The sequence below is a fragment of the Campylobacter sp. CNRCH_2015_0338h genome, from assembly GCF_025772785.1.
Lineage (GTDB): Bacteria > Campylobacterota > Campylobacteria > Campylobacterales > Campylobacteraceae > Campylobacter_D.
Map to the genome: position 1 here is coordinate 172,767 of NZ_JAKMST010000002.1, position 18,282 is coordinate 191,048.

At 29.6% G+C, this 18,282-nt stretch carries 16 protein-coding genes; 3 read left to right on the plus strand and 13 right to left on the minus strand.

Features of this window, described 5'->3' with window-relative positions; genetic code table 11:
* Positions 1-65: 65 nt before the first annotated feature.
* From L8X30_RS02225 to yajC, 12 genes are read right to left on the minus strand one after another with little or no spacing between them, the layout of a single operon-like run.
* Positions 66-746, minus strand: coding sequence for an endonuclease III domain-containing protein (locus L8X30_RS02225; protein ID WP_263678778.1), 681 nt, complete (start codon positions 744-746; stop codon positions 66-68).
* The gene (locus L8X30_RS02230) at positions 743-3,682 is read right to left on the minus strand and encodes a DEAD/DEAH box helicase (protein WP_263678780.1); all 2,940 of its coding nucleotides are present in this window, start codon (positions 3,680-3,682) and stop codon (positions 743-745) included. Before L8X30_RS02230 ends, L8X30_RS02225 begins: the two co-directional genes overlap by 4 nt.
* Complete coding sequence (locus L8X30_RS02235; RefSeq protein WP_263678782.1) at positions 3,672-4,076, minus strand: bactofilin family protein; 405 nt, start codon at positions 4,074-4,076, stop codon at positions 3,672-3,674. Before L8X30_RS02235 ends, L8X30_RS02230 begins: the two co-directional genes overlap by 11 nt.
* Positions 4,004-4,915, minus strand: coding sequence for a M23 family metallopeptidase (locus tag L8X30_RS02240; protein WP_263678820.1), 912 nt, complete (start codon positions 4,913-4,915; stop codon positions 4,004-4,006). The genes L8X30_RS02235 and L8X30_RS02240 overlap by 73 nt, the downstream gene beginning before the upstream one ends.
* Entirely contained in the window at positions 4,902-6,071 is a 1,170-nt protein-coding gene (locus tag L8X30_RS02245; RefSeq protein WP_263678784.1) for a Mur ligase family protein, read from the minus strand. The genes L8X30_RS02240 and L8X30_RS02245 overlap by 14 nt, the downstream gene beginning before the upstream one ends.
* A 1-nt stretch (position 6,072) precedes the next feature.
* Complete coding sequence (locus tag L8X30_RS02250) at positions 6,073-7,440, minus strand: hypothetical protein (RefSeq protein ID WP_263678786.1); 1,368 nt, start codon at positions 7,438-7,440, stop codon at positions 6,073-6,075.
* 1 nt (position 7,441) lies between these two features.
* The gene (gene lptE / locus L8X30_RS02255; RefSeq protein ID WP_039668573.1) at positions 7,442-7,939 is read right to left on the minus strand and encodes an LPS assembly lipoprotein LptE; all 498 of its coding nucleotides are present in this window, start codon (positions 7,937-7,939) and stop codon (positions 7,442-7,444) included.
* Positions 7,936-10,365 carry a leucine--tRNA ligase gene (gene leuS / locus L8X30_RS02260; protein WP_263678787.1) on the minus strand — a complete coding sequence of 810 codons (2,430 nt, stop codon included), beginning with the start codon at positions 10,363-10,365 and terminating at the stop codon, positions 7,936-7,938. Before leuS ends, lptE begins: the two co-directional genes overlap by 4 nt.
* An 8-nt stretch (positions 10,366-10,373) precedes the next feature.
* The gene (locus L8X30_RS02265; protein ID WP_039618681.1) at positions 10,374-10,715 is read right to left on the minus strand and encodes a DUF6394 family protein; all 342 of its coding nucleotides are present in this window, start codon (positions 10,713-10,715) and stop codon (positions 10,374-10,376) included.
* Positions 10,716-10,717: 2 nt separating this feature from the next.
* Positions 10,718-11,689 (minus strand): protein translocase subunit SecF, encoded by a 972-nt coding sequence (secF, locus tag L8X30_RS02270; RefSeq protein ID WP_039618682.1) that lies wholly within the window; start codon positions 11,687-11,689, stop codon positions 10,718-10,720.
* Positions 11,689-13,269: a protein translocase subunit SecD gene (gene secD, locus L8X30_RS02275; RefSeq protein WP_263663100.1), complete on the minus strand. Its 1,581-nt coding sequence runs from the start codon at positions 13,267-13,269 to the stop codon at positions 11,689-11,691. Before secD ends, secF begins: the two co-directional genes overlap by 1 nt.
* Entirely contained in the window at positions 13,262-13,537 is a 276-nt protein-coding gene (gene yajC, locus L8X30_RS02280; protein ID WP_012661754.1) for a preprotein translocase subunit YajC, read from the minus strand. Before yajC ends, secD begins: the two co-directional genes overlap by 8 nt.
* Between yajC and L8X30_RS02285 the strand changes: the two genes are divergently transcribed.
* Positions 13,507-14,829 carry an apolipoprotein N-acyltransferase gene (locus tag L8X30_RS02285; protein WP_263678788.1) on the plus strand — a complete coding sequence of 441 codons (1,323 nt, stop codon included), beginning with the start codon at positions 13,507-13,509 and terminating at the stop codon, positions 14,827-14,829. The genes yajC and L8X30_RS02285 overlap by 31 nt on opposite strands.
* Positions 14,830-14,839: 10 nt before the next feature.
* Here the strand turns inward: L8X30_RS02285 and metK are convergent, their stop codons facing one another.
* Positions 14,840-16,033, minus strand: a complete 1,194-nt coding sequence (gene metK, locus L8X30_RS02290; RefSeq protein ID WP_263678789.1) for a methionine adenosyltransferase — start codon at positions 16,031-16,033, stop codon at positions 14,840-14,842.
* A 132-nt stretch (positions 16,034-16,165) separates the two neighbouring features.
* Here metK and sstT point away from each other — a divergent pair, with 132 nt between their 5' ends.
* Together sstT and L8X30_RS02300 are read left to right on the plus strand one after the other, a co-directional pair.
* Positions 16,166-17,392 (plus strand): serine/threonine transporter SstT, encoded by a 1,227-nt coding sequence (gene sstT, locus L8X30_RS02295; RefSeq protein WP_263678790.1) that lies wholly within the window; start codon positions 16,166-16,168, stop codon positions 17,390-17,392.
* A 9-nt stretch (positions 17,393-17,401) separates the two neighbouring features.
* Complete coding sequence (locus L8X30_RS02300) at positions 17,402-18,280, plus strand: aspartate carbamoyltransferase catalytic subunit (protein WP_263678791.1); 879 nt, start codon at positions 17,402-17,404, stop codon at positions 18,278-18,280.
* The last annotated feature ends 2 nt before the right edge of the window (positions 18,281-18,282 follow it).

Here is an 18,282-nt window from a genome sequence, read left to right on the forward strand (position 1 = left end):
ATGAAGTTAAATACATTATAGCACTTTAATCGTAAAAAAAATAACTTTTTAAATAAAAAATAAATTTAAAATTTTAAAGGATCTAAAATAAGCGCACCATCTGCTGAAAGTTTTTTACCTTGAAAGTGTGTTTTACAAAAAGAAACAATTAAAGCATGAAAAATTTGATAAAGCTCGTATAGTTTACATTCTTTTTTTAGTAAAACACATAATTCTTGTTGATTTTTAGCTATGCCTTTTTTTAAAAAATCTGCTAATTCATCATAACTTTGACACTCATAGCCTAAATAATTAGCTATTTTTGCACTATAAGCATCAACTACTAAAACTTCTTTTTTACATATATAATTTAAAATTCCATCTACACTTTCTTGACCCAAGCCTTTAATACCTAAAAGCCATTCTCTATCTACTTCTTCTTTAAAAAGTTCAAAAGAATTAAAATTTTGAAAATATTTTTGAGTGAAATTTTTAATATATTTTGCCTTGGTATTATAAAATCCACTTGGCTTTATTAAAAGTGCTAAATCTTGAGTGCTTAAAGTTAATAAATCTTCTATCTTAGTAATATTTGCTTGTTTTAAATTTATCAAAGCTTTTAATACATTTTTCCAGTTTGTATTTTGAGTTAAAACCACAGAAATTAAAATTTCAAACTCGCTTAAAGTATTATTTTCTAGCCACTCAAAATCGTTATAGTTGATATTTGCATTAACTAAAGCTTTAAAAATTTCATATCCGCTCATGCTTTTTCACTCTTTCTTAAATGCATCAAAATAGCCTCGATCACATCATCATCGTCTTTACTTTTTGCCTTAATGACTTCCTTACTCTCATCATCTTTTACTAAACAAATATTTTGCTCATAATTACTCACTAGTTTATAATGCTTGCTAGCTAAAATTTTTATAATGATTAAATCCAAAAACTGCTTAGTAAAAATATCAGGCTTGCCAAAACGATCATTCATCTCACTTTCTATCTCATAAACTTCATTAACACTCATACATTTACTAAGTCTTCTATAAAGCTCTAATCTCAAACGATCTTCACCAATATACTCACTATTTAAAAAGGCATTGATATTAAGCTTTAGATCTATTTTTTTCTCTTTAATTTCTTCTTTTTTACTTAGCTTATTAATCTCATCTTCTAACATTTTAAGATATAAACTATAACCAATTTGCTCTATATGTCCACTTTGATCCACGCCTAATAAATTTCCACCACCACGAATTTCTAAATCATGGTAAGCAAGCACGCTTCCTGAACCTAAATAAGAATTACTCTCCAAACTCGTAAGTCTTTTTAAAGAATCTTTTGTGATTTTTTCCTTATCTTCAATCAAAAAATAACAATACCCTTGCTTAGCACTACGTCCTACTCTTCCTCTAAGTTGGTGCAAATCAGCCATACCAAAGCGGTCTGAATTTTCCACTATGATAGTGTTTGCATTTGCTAAATCAATACCACTTTCAACTATAGAAGTACAAAGCAATAAGTCATATTCTTTATTTTCAAATTTAATCATTTCTTCTTCAGTAGTTTTAGCATCAATTTTAGAATGCAAGATTAAAATTTTTAAATTCGGAAATAAATCTAAAAGATATTTTTTACACCCATCAATACTTGCTATATGATTGTGTATATAAAAAATCTGTCCTGCTCTTCTTAATTCTCTAGAAATAGCTTCTTTAATCAAAGCGTCATTACTTTCTCTAACAAAGGTACGCACATCCAAACGATCCTCAGGTGGAGTTTGTAAAACACTATATGATTTTAAAGAACTAAGAGCTTGATTTAAACTTCTTGGTATAGGCGTTGCTGACATAGATAAAATATGGGAGTTTTTACTTAATTCTTTGAGTTTTTCTTTTTGTTTTACACCAAATTTATGCTCCTCATCTATCACAACTAAACCCAAATTTTCACACTCAACCCCTAAAAGAGAATGCGTTCCAACCACTACACAAGGCTTATTTTCTTTTAAAAATGCCAAAACTTGTTTTTTTTCTTTAGCACTAGTAAAACGATCTAGCTTAAAAACAGCTATATTAAAAGAGTCAAATCTTCGTTTTAAGGTTTTAAAATGCTGGGCTGAAAGTAAAGTAGTTGGCACAAAAAACAAAGCCGTATAGCCACTTTTTACACAAGTAAATATAGCATTCATAGCAACTTCTGTTTTACCAAAGCCCACATCACCACTTAAAAGCCTATCCATTACTTGAGAACTTTTTAAATCTTGAGTGATTTCTTGACAAACTTGACTTTGATCTTTAGTATAAAAAAATCCTGCTTTATTGATAAATTCATCTTGTAATTCTTGAGAAATTTTTAATTCTTTTGCTTTTATCAAAGCTCTAGCCGCTGCTAAAGAAACTATATTTGAAGCAATGGCAAATAATTTTTCTTTTAATCTTTCTTTGATTTTTAGAAAACTTCCTTTTCCAAGCTTATCAAGTAAAGGCACGCCACCACTTGCACCGATATATTTATCAATCATATACAAATTTTCAACAGGTAATAAAAGCTTGTCATTATTTAAATACCCAAGAGCTACAAATTCTTTTTTTGCTCCTGCAATTATAATAATCTCAAGACCTAAAAATTTAGCTACACCATAATCTTCATGCACAACAAAATCCCCAACCCTAAGCTCATCTATTACCAAACTTGCTTTTCTAACTCTTTTACTTTTTTCTTTTTTATTTAAAGATATGATAAGCTCATCTTGAGTGATTAGGTTGATTCTTTCTTGAGATATTTTTAATTTAATATTTGAAAATTCTTGTAAATTTAAAGCTTTAAACAAAGCTTCATTTTTTGCCAAAATAGTAATTTTTTTATCTTTGTGAAAAGTAAAAAAATCATAATTATAAGAACTTACTAAATCTTTATAAAATTTTGGTTCAGGTAAAATATTTTGATTGATTTTACTAATATCTTCTTCAAAATCATTTATATCAAAATTTTTTATACTCACAAAATTTAAATCTAAATAATCACAAAAATCATCAACACACCAAAAACCCAAAGAATTAACATCATTGATAATGCTTTGACTTTGAAAATTTTGAATTTTTTCTTGTAAATTTTCATATTGCTCTTGATTAAAAGCACTTAAAAATGGGCAAATCTCAATTTTTGAAAGTTCATTTGGGATTGATTTTTGTGTATGAATATCAAAATATCTTATACTTTCTATCTCATCTGAAAAAAGCAAAATTCTAAAAGGTTGTTCTTCATTAATTGCAAAAATATCTATAATATCTCCGCGTATTGAAACTTCACCCTTATCTTGAACTATATCTACAAACTCATACCCACTATGTAAAATTTCTTCTTTAAATTTCTCTAAAGCAAGAAGTGAATTTCTTTTAAGAATAATATTTTTTAGATGCTTTTTCCCGGGGAGTTTTTGCAAAATTGTTTTTATAGGAGAAATTAAAATTTTATTTTCATCTTCTTTATGATAAGCATTTAAAACTTTGCAAATTTCAAAAAGCTCTTTAGAAAAAGAGCGCAAGTCACTACCAAATTCTGCTCTAAAATCAGGTAAAACGAAAGTTTTTAAATTTAAAAATAAACAAACTTGAGCTAACTCATCTGCTTCTTTATCATTCTCACAAACTATTAACTCAGTTTTGTTACTTAATAAATATTCATATAATTTAGCTTGCATTTTCTGAATTTTCTATGCTCACATCAATAGTTGCAAGTTCTTCATCTTTTTCAATTATTTTACTACTTCCATTAAATTTCCCACCATTTTCAATGCTTAATTGTTTAACTATGATATTACCATTAAGCACACCACCGGATAAAATTTCCAAAGAATCAACTTGCATTTCTCCTTCAAAAATCCCATTAATCACTATCTTACTTGCCTTAACTTGTCCTTTTAAAACACCACTCTTACCTATTACTATCACATTAGAAGAATCAATCACACCTGTAATCTCTCCATCTAAATGAAGCATAGAGTCAAAATAAAATTTTCCTTCTATTTTTGCTCCGTTTGAAATGACTGTAGTTTCGGATACTGTAGCAATAGAGCCTTTATTAAAGATTGCCATGGAACTCTCCTTTCTTTATCAAATATTTGTTCATAATTTTTTCGGTTTAAATCTATAAAAATTTTAGGGTCTAAAAGTTTATTAATAAATCTAACTTCATAATGCAAATGTGGTCCCGTAGAAAGACCGGTATTTCCTGTATATCCAAGCAAATCACCTTTTTTTACAAATTGCCCTGCCTTAACAACATCTTTGCGCATCATATGTGCATATACCGTTTTAAAGCCAAAATTATGGATCAAAATCACTGAATAACCATAACCATTATTACTATATGCAGCATACTCAACCACTCCATTTGCCGGTGCATAAATAGGAGTATTTAAAGCTGCTCTTAAATCAATACCTGGATGAAACTCTTTTTTATTTAATATAGGATGATGACGCCATCCGAAATTACCTGTGACTCCATTATCTTCTATCACATGACCATTTGGAATTTGTGTTAAAAATAAATAGGCTTGATCGTTAGTAAGTTTAACTTTTTCCAATCTTTCTGGTATATCCAAACCCTCATCTTGCTTTAAACCTAAATTTTCTTCAATATCTGCAAGTTGAGTTTGGAGTTCATCATATAAGGCTGTTTTTTCCTCTAAACTTTTTTGCATACTTTCATTTTGAGAAAATAATTTAGTATTTTTTGCTGACAATGTTTCTTGCTCTTTTAAAAGCTCTGAACGCTTATCTGCTAAATAATTAATATATAAAGCACCCAAAACTATAACAACAAAAACAAAAGTAGTAAAATAAATAATTACTTTTTTTATGATCTGACTTAATAAAAAATGTCTAGAACCATTTACATCTGTGATAGTTAGCGTAAATTTATCTTTCATTATAGCCTCTTAAAAATTTTTCTACCAATACAAAAGAACCAAAAACTAAATACAACTCATCTTTTTTTATTTGTTCAAATTTTTGATAAGCAATATCTAATTTTTCTAAATTTTCTAGCAAAACAGAGCCTGCTAAAGGTCTGTCTTTGCTTTCATATTCATAAATTTCAACTATTTTTATTATAGGCTTTAAAGCTCTTAAAATTTTATAAGAATCTTTATCTAAAAAGCAATTATAAACTAAATGAACTTTTTTTTCCTTGAAAATTTCAGCTAAAGTTAAAGCTGCCATTTCATTATGGCCTACATCAACAAAAATATTTTGACTTATTTGCTCACACCTTCCTTTTAAATCAAGTTTTGGCAAATTACTAATGCTGCAAATCAATTCTTTTTCATCTTTGGCACAAATTTTAGAAAAAGCTTCTAAGGCTAAAAAAAGATTATCTTTTAAAAAAGTTGCTAAATTATATTTTTGAATATATTTTTGCACATAAGGATAAATAGCCTTGTTTTCATCTAACGCACTAATATCTAAACTAGCTTGTTTTAATTTTGCTATTTTTTGAGCCAAATTTAATACTTTTGTTTCTTGCTTATGATTAATTAAAGCTTTAGCACTCATGGCTTTTAATTTTGTTCTTGCTATTTCATCTAAGTTTTTACCCAATAAATCTTGATGATCAAAACCTATTTTAGTAAAAATACTAAAATCTATCTCAAAAACACTTGTAGCATCGTACTCTCCACCTACTCCAGCTTCTAAAATCACATAATCACAATCTTTAAAAACAAAAAATGCTAAAAATGTAGCATACTCAAAATAGCTAAGTTTTTTCACATCATCTAAAAAAACACTTTCTAATTCTTCGTGTGCTTTTTCTAAAAGCTCATTGCCTGTAATTTTTCCATTTAACCAAAATCTTTCATTAAATTCAAAAATATGTGGACTTGTATAATGCCCTACTTTACATCCTTGCTCTAAGAGTAAAAGGGCTAAAAATCTACCTGCGCTTCCTTTGCCATTAGTGCCAATAATTTGAATATTTTTAGTTTTTGGGATAAATTTTTTATATTTTTCATACATACTAAACATAAAAAATCTACTGATTTTTTGCACATGCATGGTTTTTTGTGAAAGTGTTTGCTGGAATTTCATACTAAGCTTTTTGCATTAATTCTTTTAAAATATCGCCATCTGGAAATTCTTTTTTTTCTATACAAGAAGATGATAAAACAAGTCTAACTACTTCTTCTTTATAAATAAATTTATAATCATCTATAAGCTTCAAAGCTTTTTCCGTAAAGATTTGAGCATCTTCTAAGCTTTTACCCGGAAAAACAATTAAATAAGAACTTTCATCTAAAATCCAAATTTCACCCATATCTTTACATAAATCTTTAAGTATCTTTTTAAACTTTCCACTAATTGCCTTAAAACTATCAATACCATAAGCATTAATAACATGTTCTATATTATTGATTTTAAAGAAAGATAAAGCATAATTAACCGCATAAAGCTTATAATTTTCATCAAGTTTTTTAAGCTCTTGAGCAAGACTCCATTGTTCTCTTTGCTCATCATCGCTTGTAGCTTGAATTTGAGTTTTAATTTGAGCTATTTGCTCGTTTGCATACAAAAGCTTATCTTTTAATGTATCAAAATTAATCTGCACATTACCATTTTCATCTTTAGTTAAAGCATTAATAAATTTCACATCTTCTTGGCTATTGTCATAAAGCTTTGAAACCATTTCATTTAGGCTTTCTAAATGCTGATTGAAAAAAGAAAGATTTTTTTGTATGTAGTATTTATCTATTGCTTCTTTTTTTTGTAGCATCAAACAATATTCATGCGCAAATTCTTTTCTAGCAATCAATCTAGGATTTTCTTTTAATTTTTGCTTAAATTGCTCTACTTCTTTACTCTCACCAAATAAAGGTTCTAAAGAAGCTAGTAAAAGTTCAGCTTGTTTTTCATAAGAACGTTCTTTTAGCATAGTGATAAGTTTTTCTATTAAAGCATGAAAATCCAAAAAAGCTCGGATATTAAATTCTTCTAATTTTTTTAAAAGTTCTCCATCTTCATAAGATTTTTCAAGTTCTTTCCATTTAGCTCTTAAAAGATATATGGTTTCTAAATCCATAGCTTGGGATAATCTGTGTTGAGTAATTTGAGCAAGCTCTTTGATTTTTTTATCTTTACTAATACTAAGTTGTTGAATGATTAAGCCAAGCAAAGCATAAACATCTTCATATTTTCTACTTACCTGTCTATTAAGCCTAGAGACTAAAAACATCAAAAACTCATCAATAGTTCGAATACTTTTTCCTTTTAATTCTTGCTTGTAAGAATCATCTAAAAGATTGGTGTATTTTTCTATTCTGGCTTTATTTGAACTCATCACTCCCGCTTTTTTAGCACACTCTTCAAACACCTCGCTATAATTTTCAGGAGTTGGATATAACTTACGCTCTTTTAGTTTTATCAATGTTTCTTTTGCAATTTCATTGATATGACTTGCCATTTTATTTATAACCCCTAATAGCTATAATAGAAACAAATTCATCAAAAGCTTCACTTGATGCATTTTTAATCGCTTCAAATCTTGCTTGATCACTGATGATAGAGTTTGGATTAATATCAAAATTATAACTTCCTTTAGTATTTACAATTTCTTCCTTGCCATTTTTATAACGCAACACAAACTCCAAATAAAGCTCTGCTTTATAATTAATCACATAACCATTTTTATCATAAACCATAGGATGAAATTCTAACTTTTTCATCGTGACTATAATAGAACTATCTGCATTATACTCATCTGTGATTTTTCTACCAAGCTTATTAAGCATGGCTTCTCTTAGAATGTCTGTTATGTAAACACTGTTTTCAGGATCTTGTTTGCTAATATTGATTTTTAAAAATACATTTTCACCCAAAACCCTACTTGCCATCTGCGAAGAGGGAATATATCCACAAGCTATGATGAAAAAAGCAAAAAACAACACTAGATATTTTTTCATTTAATCACCAAATTTACTAATTTCTTGTCAATATAAATTTCTTTTACTATAGTTTTTCCTTCTAGCCATTTTGCGACATTTTCTTTAGCTAAAGCTAAAATCTCATCTTCTTTAGCTTCTGAATTTATTTCAATCTGTGCTCTTTTTTTACCATTAACACTAATAGCTATATTAAAGCTATCCTTTATAAAAACCTCATCTTTTATTTTTAATACTTTAAAATTTTCACATTTAAATAAATGCTCACTAAGTTCAAAACAAACATGAGGGATGATAGGCTCTAAGATATTTAAAATAATATAAAAAGCTTCTTTTGAAACTTCTTTATGATTTATAGCATTTAAAGCATTTAAAGCCTCCATACATGCAGCTATTAAGGTATTAAAGGCAAAGCTTTCTTCATAAACTTCGAAAGATTTTTTCAAAGCTTCATATACTTTTAATCTAGCATATTTTTCTTCTTTATTTAAACTTTGATGATCAATTTCTTGTAATTTTCCACATTCTAAACTCATAGCCTTTTCATAAAGCCTATTGATAAATTTAAACGCACCTTCTAATGCACTATCGTTCCATTCAAGTTCTTTAGCAGGTGGTGCAGCAAACAGTATAAACAATCTTGCACTATCTGCTCCATATTTTTCTATAATATAATCAGGATCAACCACATTCCCCTTAGACTTACTCATCTTAGCACCATCTTTAGTGACCATTCCTTGGGTTAAAAGTCTATTAAAAGGCTCATCATCTTTTAAATAACCCAAATCCCTAAGTGCTTTTTGGAAAAATCTAGCATAGAGTAAATGCAATATCGCATGTTCAATCCCACCAATATATTCATCAACATTCATCCAATAATTAACACTTTTTTCATCTACTGCTTTTTCTTGCCATGTTTTATCATCACTTGCAAAACGCGCAAAATACCAAGAACTTTCAAAGAAAGTATCTAAAGTATCGCTTTCTTTTTGTGCTTTTTTACCACATTTTGGACAAACACACTCTTTCCATGTTTCATGCTTATCAAGCGGATTTCCTTCTCCATTTATCACCACATCCTCAGGCAAGGTAATAGGTAAATTTTCTATTTTTTGAGGAACTATGCCACAAGAATCACACTTAATCATTGGTATAGGAGCTCCCCAATATCTTTGTCTAGAAACACCCCAATCACGAATTTTAAAATTGGTAACCTTTTTACCAATACCCAAAGATTCAATTTTTAAACTAATTTTTTCTCTAGCATCATTGCATTCTAATTGATCAAATTCGCCACTATTAGTTAAAACGCCTTCTTTTAAAGTGTAGCATTGTGCGTCATTTTCATCTTTATAAATTACTTTTTTTATAGCCAAATTATAAGTTTTTGCAAACTCATAATCTCTTTCATCGTGAGCAGGCACGCTCATAACAGCCCCACTACCATAATCACTTAAAACAAAATTAGCCACCCATAAAGGAATTTTTTCTTTACTTAGTGGATGGATTACATAAAGATTTAAAAAATATCCTTCTTTTGGCGCGGCTTGTCTTTGGCGCGGTGTTTGGTTTTGTATATTTTGAATTTTAGCTATAACATCTTGATCTAGTAATTTTTTATCAATTAATTCATTTACTATTTCATGATCAGGTGCTAAAGCAATGTAAGATACTCCATAAATAGTCTCAGCTCTTGTGGTAAAAACATTGATTTTTTTTGCACTGATTTTATCATTTTCTTCTATATCAAAATCAAAACTAAGCCCTGTGCTTTTACCTATCCAATTTTCTTGCATAGTTAGAACTTGACTTGGCCATTTTCCTTCTAATTTTTTAAGATCTTGCAATAATTCATCTGCATAAGCAGTGATTTTTACATAATATCCTGGCATTTTTTTTCTAATGACTTCATGTCCACAACGCCAACATTTGCCATCTTCAACTTGCTCATTTGCTAAAACTGTTTTATCATTCTCACACCAATTAACTTCGGCTTCTTTAGTATAAACAAGTCCTTTTTCATACATTTTAATAAAAAATTCTTGCTCAAATTTAGTATATAAAGGGTCAGAAGTAGCAAGCATTCTCTTTTTGGAAAAAGAAAAGCCCAAAGAAGCAAGCTCATTTTGCATATAATCAATATTTTCATAAGTCCATTTTTTAGGATGGATACCATGTTTAATCGCAGCATTTTCAGCAGGCATACCAAAACTATCAAAACCTATAGGATGTAAGACGTTAAAACCTTTTTTTCTATAATACCTAGCCATAGCATCACCTATGCTATAGTTTCTCACATGTCCCATATGAATTCTACCACTTGGGTATGGAAACATAGATAAAATGTATTTTTTTGGTAAAGAAAAATCATCTTTTGGTTCAAAATATTCTTTTTCTTGCCAAATTTTTTGCCATTTTTTTTCTATTTTACCTGCTTCATATGCCATTTTAACTCCTAATTTTCTTCTTGATTTTTTACTGAATCAACTATAACTAAAATCATTGAAAAGATATTAGCTATCAAAGCACCAATTGCTAAAGTATAAACCATAACATTAGCTTCTGGATTAATTTGTATTAAAGCAAAAGCTGGAATTAAATGCAAATCAGCCACCAAAGAACTAGCAAATAATTCAGCTGCTAAGAAATTTCTAACTCCAATTTTCAATAAAGTAGAAATTAAATTCACACAAGCTGCAATAAATAATGCAACTTCATTTTGATCATATAAAAATCCTGCGGTTGTAGTTAAGCTCATTAGAGCAAAAAAGATATAAATAACCTTACCCCAATTCATTTTTACACTGTTCCTTTTTCATACATCGCTCTTAATTTCTCTTTTTCTTGTTTTTTCTTAACTTTTTCTAATTCTTTTTGACGATACTGCGCAACACTAAATTTAAACCATAAAAGTGCTGGACTTGCTACAAATATAGAACTTGCAGTACCTGCTACAATACCTACTATCATAGTTAGAGCAAAACCTTCTATCATAGATCCACCAAAAAAATAAAGCACTACAACAGTAATTAAAGTTAAACCCGTTGTTAAAGTAGTTCTTGATAAAGTAGCTGAAACTGATTCATTAATAATTAAATCAAGTTTTGAATTTTTACTTGTTTTAACACCTTCTCTAATCCTATCAAAAATAATAATCGTATCATTTAAAGAATACCCAAGTACGGTTAAAACAGCCGCCAAAATATCTAAATTTACATCTATTTCGAACAATGCAATAGCACCTAAAGTAATGACTATATCATGAATTTCACACACAATAGAAGCCATAGCAAAACGCCATTCAAATCTTACTGCCAAATAAATCAAAATAGCAATCAAAGAAATTCCAACCGCCATAAGACCTTTATTGCGCAGTTCATCTCCTACTTTTGGACCTACTACATCCACACGACGCACTTCAAATTTACCTGTATCTTTTAATAAATTTGCAATACTTACTCCAATATCACTTCCTAAACTATCGCTACTTCCTGAAAAACGAATAATCACTTCATTAGCACTACCAAATTCAGTAACACTAGCACCTTTTAAATTTTCATTAATAGCTAAAGCTTTGCGAATTTCAGCCAAAGGAGCTTTTTGCTCATATTGAAGTTGCACCAAAGTTCCACCGGTAAAATCAATACCAAAATTCAAACCCTTAGTAAAAAGGATAAAAATAGAACCAAAAAATAAAATAAAAGACAAAGAGATGGCTGCAAATCTCATTCTCATAAAATCATAAACATGTTTTTGACTAAAAAATTGCATTAAGGTCTCCTATATCCAAACCATAATCTTGTGTTATTGCTTTTTTCCATACGGTTCATAAACATTTCAAACATACCATGAGTTCCAACAATAGAAGTAATCATCGAAACTAAAATCCCAATACTCAAAGTCACCGCAAAACCTTTTACCGCACCTGTTCCATAAGCATAAAGCACCACTGAAGTAATAAGCGAAGTAATATTAGAATCTAAAATCGCACTCATTGCATGCTTATAACCATTTTCAACACTTTGCCTTATGCTAGCACCTTCTCGTAACAATTCTCTAATTCTTTCATTAATAATAACATTAGAATCTACTGCCATACCCACAGTCAGTACAAGTCCTGCCATACCAGGTAAAGTCAAAGTTGCTCCAAACATAGCCATTACAGCAATAATCACTAAAATATTTGCCACTAAAGCAATATTAGCAAAAATTCCTGCTATACCATAATACATCACCATAAATGCAATAACTAATATAGAAGCACCTGCTAAGGCTATCATACTCATTTTAATACTATCAGCACCCAAAGATGGTCCAACGCTTCTTTTTTCAAGCATTTTAACCGGTGCTAAAAGCGCCCCGCTTCTTAAAGCAATGGCCACATCATGAGCTTCTTCAACAGTAAAACTGCCACTAATTTGGCCACTACCCCCGCCTATTCTTTCATTAATTCTTGGAGCTGAATATACTTTATTATCCAAAACTATAGCTAAGCGTTTACCTACATTATTCCCAGTATAATCTCCAAATTTTTTCGCACCTTCTGAATTTAAGGTAAAATTAATCACAGGAAGATTATTACTTTGTGCAAAGCCTACTTTTGCATCTGTTAACATAGAGCCATCAAGAATAGGTATAGATTTTACTAGATATTTAATTTGAGGATTTTTTGCATCTTCAAAAATCAAGTCTCCATATTCAGCAGCTTGAGCTGGAGTAAGATTATTTACCTGATCCATTCTAACATCATCTACTTCCATTAATTGCAAATGTGCAGCTTTTGCGATAAGCTCTCTAGCTCTAGCCTCATCTGCAGCAGTTTTAATACCTGGAAGTTCGACTAAAATTTTATCCTCACCTGATCTTGCTACATTTGGCTCTGCAAGGCCAAATTGATCAAGTCTGTTTCTAATGGTTTCTACAGCTTGTAAAATAGCTTGTTCATGAGTTAATTTAATTTCTTCTTGGGTTAAAGAAAGTGTGTAGTGTAAATTTTCGTGTGTAATAGCCAAGCCTTTAATGTCTTTTAATAACAAATCAACCTTAGCTATATCATTTTCATCTAATAAACTAAATTCAATACTAGTATCATTTACTTTGATTTTATCAACAATAATATCTTCTTTATTGATAGAATAACTAAGAGAAGAGGCTATAGATTTAACCTTTGACTTAACCGCCTCTTCTACTTCTACACCTAATAACATATGCAACCCACCTTGCAAATCAAGTCCTAGGTTGATCTTAGCACCACTTTGGGTTTGCATAAAAGAAGGTATGGAAAAAATTAATCCTATAAGAAAAACTACAAAGAAAATAATACTTCTATAAGTAATTTTTCCACTACGCATCAATTTTCTTTGCTATGAAATCTCTAGAAATTTTTACAACTACATTTTCATCATTAAGCTTAACTTTGATAAAATCCTCTTCTGGTTTTACCACCTCGCAAATTATCCCACCATTTGTGATGATTTTATCTCCTTTTTCTAAAGATAAAACCATTAATTTGTGGTCTTTTGCTTGTTTTTGTTGTGGTCTGATAACCAAAAAATAAAAAATCGCAAAAAGCACAATGAGAGGCAACAATGAAGTCCAAATATTTCCGTTTTCTGCCATTTCTTCCCCTTTTTTTAAAATTCATAAATTCTAATTCTACCACTTTTAAAATAATAAAAGCCTTTTTTTCTGCACTTTTATTGTCAAATTTTATTTATTTTTCTTTTTTTGAAAATTTACTTTTTGAATTTATTTCACCTTTTTTAAGTATATATGGTTTGATTTTATTGCTAAGAAATAAAAGTAAAATAGGATATTTTTATACCGGATTTTTTGTAGGAATTTTATGGTTTTGGTGGATAGCTTTATCATCAATTTATTTTGATTTAGCTTATTTAATTCCTTTAGAAATTATCTTAATCGGATTAATTTATGGATTATTATTTTTAGTATGTTTTTTTCTTAAATATGATTTTTTAAGACTTTGTGGAATTTTTTTACTTAGTTTTGTTCATCCTTTTGGATTTGATTGGCTAAATTGGGGTGTTTTAAGCGTATATGGAATCTTTGATGCAAGTTATCAAGGCATTATAGCTATGTTTTTGATTGCTTATTTTTATTATGAAAAATACATTTCAAGATATTATAAAATAGCAATCATTTTAATCCTTATTCTAATCGGAGCTCAGTATAATCAAAAACAACCACAAACACTAAATTTAGACTATAAATTAATTCAAACTAATATCTCCCAAGATCAAAAATTCATACAAGAAAATTTACAAACTCATTCTAAAGATATATTTTATCAAATCAATCAGGCCATAAAAGAAGGCAAAGAAGCAATTATTTTTCCTGAAACAGCTTTTGCCTTTGCTTTAAATAAAGCTCCAAGTTATTTGCAAGCTTTAAAAGATTTATCAAAACCAATCATCATCATCACAGGTGCTATAAGCACCACACCTAATCATCTATATAATAGCACTTATGTATTTAACAATGGCAACATACAAGTTTTTAACAAACACTATCTTGTACCTTTTGGAGAAGAAATTCCTATATTTAAAACCTTTTTTAAAAAATATCTTTTAAATATTGATGAATTTTCAAAAGGAAAGGAATTAAATCAATACACTCTAAATAATCAACTCATCACTAATGCTATCTGCTTTGAAGCAACTAAAGAAAAACTTTACAAGCACTCAAAGATCATCATAGCCATTTCAAACAATGCTTGGTTTAATTTTTCAAGTGAGTATAAATTACAAAATTTTCTAATGCGTTTTTATGCAAATAATTATAATGTAAGTATATATCATGCAGTTAATGGAAAAGAAAATGCTGTAATTAAATCAAAAGAGATATTGATTTTAAAGATAAAAGAAAAACTTTTAAAGCAAAATGAAGCTTAAAAGCTTCATTTTATAATGCTTTAAATTCATCAAGAGCGTCCAATTTTTCCCAAGGATAATCAGCTTGACCTACTTGACCACGAGCAGCTACATTAGCATACATGAAAGTATCTTTGCTTGGTTTATCAAGATTGAATTTATTTTTAATCCAATTTGGAGTTAATGGGAAAGTTTTCATCACAAAATCACTTAAAATATCATCATTTAATCTTGTGTTTGTCCCCATACAATCCACACTAACAGAAGTTGGTTTAGCTACACCTATAGCATAAGAAAGCTGCACTATGCATTTTTTAGCAAGACCTGCGGCTACGATATTTTTAGCAAGCCATCTTGCTGCATAAAGCCCACTTCTATCAACCTTAGTATAATCTTTAGAAGATTGTGCTCCTCCGCCTATTGGAGCATAACCACCAAAGCTATCTACTATAAGTTTTCTTCCTGTTAAACCACTATCATGTAACGAGCTGTGATTTACATATTTTCCCGTTGGGTTGATTAAAATTCTTGTTTTTTCTGGGCAAAAAAGCTCTTTTGGTAAATTTGAATCCAAAATCAAATCCATCACCAAAGCTCTTAAATCTTCTATTTTCATACTTTCAACACAAGGAGCTGAAACTACAATAGTATGGATACTTTGAGGTTTGCAATTTTCAAAATTTTCTTTATTTACATAATCAATCGTAACTTGAGTTTTAATATCCACTCCAAGTTTATCAGGATTGTTTTTTGCAAACTCATATACTTTATCACAAAGCATTCTAGCATAAGAAATAGCTGCTGGCATATATTCTTTTGCTTCATTACTTGCAAAACCAAACATTATCCCTTGATCACCCGCTCCAATCTCTCCATCTTCTTGATCAACACCTTGATTGATATCAGGACTTTGTTCATTTAAAAATACCATTACATCTAAATCATCAGGATGTAAACATTGTTTTTTGCTAAAATGTGGATGCCCATCATAGCCAATATCTGCTAGAGCTTTTTTTACAATATTTTCATAATCTTGTTTTTCTAGTTTATGTTTTGATTTAATTTCACCACCAATTACTACTTTATTTCCTGCTACAAAAACCTCACTAGCAACCCTTGAATCTTTATCATGAGTTAAAAAAGCATCCACTATAGAATCAGCTATAATATCAGCACATTTATCAGGATGTCCTGCACTAACAACTTCAGAAGTAAACAAATACATATTTTTTAATATTCCTTATCATAAAAATTCTAGCTTTATTTTAACATAAGCTAGCTTAAAAATAAAAAAGCTTATTTAAGCTTTACTTTGTTAGAATAAATTAAAAATTTATCACTACAAAAAAGGTAAAAAATGAGTTTATTTTCTTGTGCAATCAAACGCTATAAAGATGGAAATCTTATTTTACAAATTTGCATAGGTATTATTTTAGGAATTTTAGTAGGTGTTTTTTCTAAAGATTTAGCTATTTTTGCAAATATTTTTGGTGCTTTATTTACAGGAGCTTTAAAAGCTATAGCGCCAATTTTGGTTTTTATCTTAATCTTAACAACTATTTGCACAAAAGAATTTAATCATGGAAGTGAGAAAATAAAACATATCATTTTCTTATATATATTTGGAACTTTTTTAGCTTCTTTAAGCGCGGTTAGTATAAGCTTTGTCTTTCCCATAGAATTAGTATTAACCGATATTGAAAAAGCTTCCACTACAAGCCCTGCACACATAGGCGAAGTATTTAAAACCTTACTTTTTCAAATAGTAGATAATCCTATCCATGCTTTATCTTCAGGAAATTATTTAAGCATATTAGCTTGGGCTATAGGTGGGGGTTTTGCTCTAAGGCATTGCTCAAATGACGCAAAACAACTTTTTACCGATATCAACGAAGGTGTGTTAAAAATCGTTAAATTTATAGTCAAGCTTGCTCCTTTTGGAATTTTTGGACTTGTAGCAAATTCAGTTGCCCAAACAGGAGCAGCAGGACTTTTAAGTTATATTAAATTATTAATAATTTTAGTTTTAACCATGTTTTTTGTAGCCTTTGTGATTAATGCTTTAATTGTTTTTGCTTATACGAAGAAAAATCCTTATCCTTTGATTTTTATTTGCTTAAAACATAGTGCTGTTTTTGCATTTTTTACAAGAAGTTCTGCAGCAAACATCCCTGTAAATATGGCACTTTGCTCTAAATTAAATATCAATAATAATTTATATAGTATCTCCATTCCACTAGGAGCTACGATTAATATGGCAGGAGCAGCTGTAACCATTGCTATATTAAGTCTTGCAGCAGCTCACACAGTAGGCATTGAAATAAATTTTTTGCAAGCTATGCTTTTGAGTGTTTTAGCTGCATTTGCAGCTTGTGGAGCTAGCGGGGTTGCTGGAGGTTCACTCTTACTTATACCACTTGCTTGCTCTTTGTTTAATATTGATTATGACATAGCTATGCAAGTAGTTGCGGTTGGTTTTATCATAGGGGTTATTCAAGATAGCGTTGAAACAGCTTTAAATAGTTCAACAGACGTTTTATTTAGCGCCATTTGTTCAGATAATGAGCTTAATTTAAAAATTTAAGGAGGGCTTATGAGACATTTAATCACTACAAAAGATTTTAACAATGATGAAATCTTGGCTTTATTTAAAGAAGCAAAAGAATTTTTAGATGAAAAACCGCGTACATTTTTAGAAGGAAAAAGTGTCACAACAATTTTCTTTGAAAATTCAACACGCACTCAATCAAGCTTTGAAACAGCTGCAAGAAGACTGGGTGCTAAAGTTTTAAAATTAGATGTTTCAAGAAGTAGCTCAAGTAAAGGTGAAACACTTTTTGATACTGCTGCGAATTTAGATGCAATGGCACCAAGTGCTATTGTAGTTAGACACAAAAACTCAGGTGTGCCTCATACTTTAGCAAATTATACTCATTGTCCTATAGTTAATGGAGGCGATGGCAAACATGCTCATCCTACCCAAGCCTTACTTGATCTTTTTACTATAATGGAACATTTTGATTATAATGTCAAAGGTAAAAAAATAGCCATAGTAGGAGATATTAAAAACTCACGCGTTGCTGCTTCAAATTTAGAATTATTACCTCGTTTTGGTATTGATATCACCCTAGTAGCCCCACCTCATTTTATGCCAAATTATCCTATTAAAAAAACAAATAAATTAAAAGAAATCATTGATGATGTTGATATTATCATGAGTCTTAGAACACAAACTGAAAGACACAATATTCCAACCTATGCATCGCTTAAAGATTACGCAAATGATTTTTGCATTAGTAAAAATTTAATAAAAGATAAAAATCTCATTATCTTGCACCCAGGCCCTGTGCATAGAAACATTGATATTAGCGATGAAGTAATGGCTGATAAAAGATGTAAGGTTTTAACTCAAGTTAAAAATGGTGTTGCCATTAGAATGGCTGTATTAAAAAAACTCATTTTAGAAAGCTAAAA

Excerpts from the sequence above, each read along its gene's own strand:
- leuS (WP_263678787.1), bottom strand. The coding sequence starts at position 10,365 with ATGGCATATGAAGCAGGTAAAATAGAAAAAAAATGGCAAAAAATTTGG.
- L8X30_RS02245 (WP_263678784.1), bottom strand. The coding sequence starts at position 6,071 with ATGAAATTCCAGCAAACACTTTCACAAAAAACCATGCATGTGCAAAAA.
- yajC (WP_012661754.1), bottom strand. The coding sequence starts at position 13,537 with ATGGCAGAAAACGGAAATATTTGGACTTCATTGTTGCCTCTCATTGTG.
- L8X30_RS02230 (WP_263678780.1), bottom strand. The coding sequence starts at position 3,682 with ATGCAAGCTAAATTATATGAATATTTATTAAGTAACAAAACTGAGTTA.
- L8X30_RS02235 (WP_263678782.1), bottom strand. The coding sequence starts at position 4,076 with ATGGCAATCTTTAATAAAGGCTCTATTGCTACAGTATCCGAAACTACA.
- L8X30_RS02225 (WP_263678778.1), bottom strand. The coding sequence starts at position 746 with ATGAGCGGATATGAAATTTTTAAAGCTTTAGTTAATGCAAATATCAAC.
- lptE (WP_039668573.1), bottom strand. The coding sequence starts at position 7,939 with ATGAAAAAATATCTAGTGTTGTTTTTTGCTTTTTTCATCATAGCTTGT.
- secF (WP_039618682.1), bottom strand. The coding sequence starts at position 11,689 with ATGCAATTTTTTAGTCAAAAACATGTTTATGATTTTATGAGAATGAGA.
- L8X30_RS02300 (WP_263678791.1), top strand. The coding sequence starts at position 17,402 with ATGAGACATTTAATCACTACAAAAGATTTTAACAATGATGAAATCTTG.
- L8X30_RS02250 (WP_263678786.1), bottom strand. The coding sequence starts at position 7,440 with ATGGCAAGTCATATCAATGAAATTGCAAAAGAAACATTGATAAAACTA.
- secD (WP_263663100.1), bottom strand. The coding sequence starts at position 13,269 with ATGCGTAGTGGAAAAATTACTTATAGAAGTATTATTTTCTTTGTAGTT.
- L8X30_RS02285 (WP_263678788.1), top strand. The coding sequence starts at position 13,507 with ATGAAGTCCAAATATTTCCGTTTTCTGCCATTTCTTCCCCTTTTTTTA.
- sstT (WP_263678790.1), top strand. The coding sequence starts at position 16,166 with ATGAGTTTATTTTCTTGTGCAATCAAACGCTATAAAGATGGAAATCTT.
- metK (WP_263678789.1), bottom strand. The coding sequence starts at position 16,033 with ATGTATTTGTTTACTTCTGAAGTTGTTAGTGCAGGACATCCTGATAAA.
- L8X30_RS02265 (WP_039618681.1), bottom strand. The coding sequence starts at position 10,715 with ATGAATTGGGGTAAGGTTATTTATATCTTTTTTGCTCTAATGAGCTTA.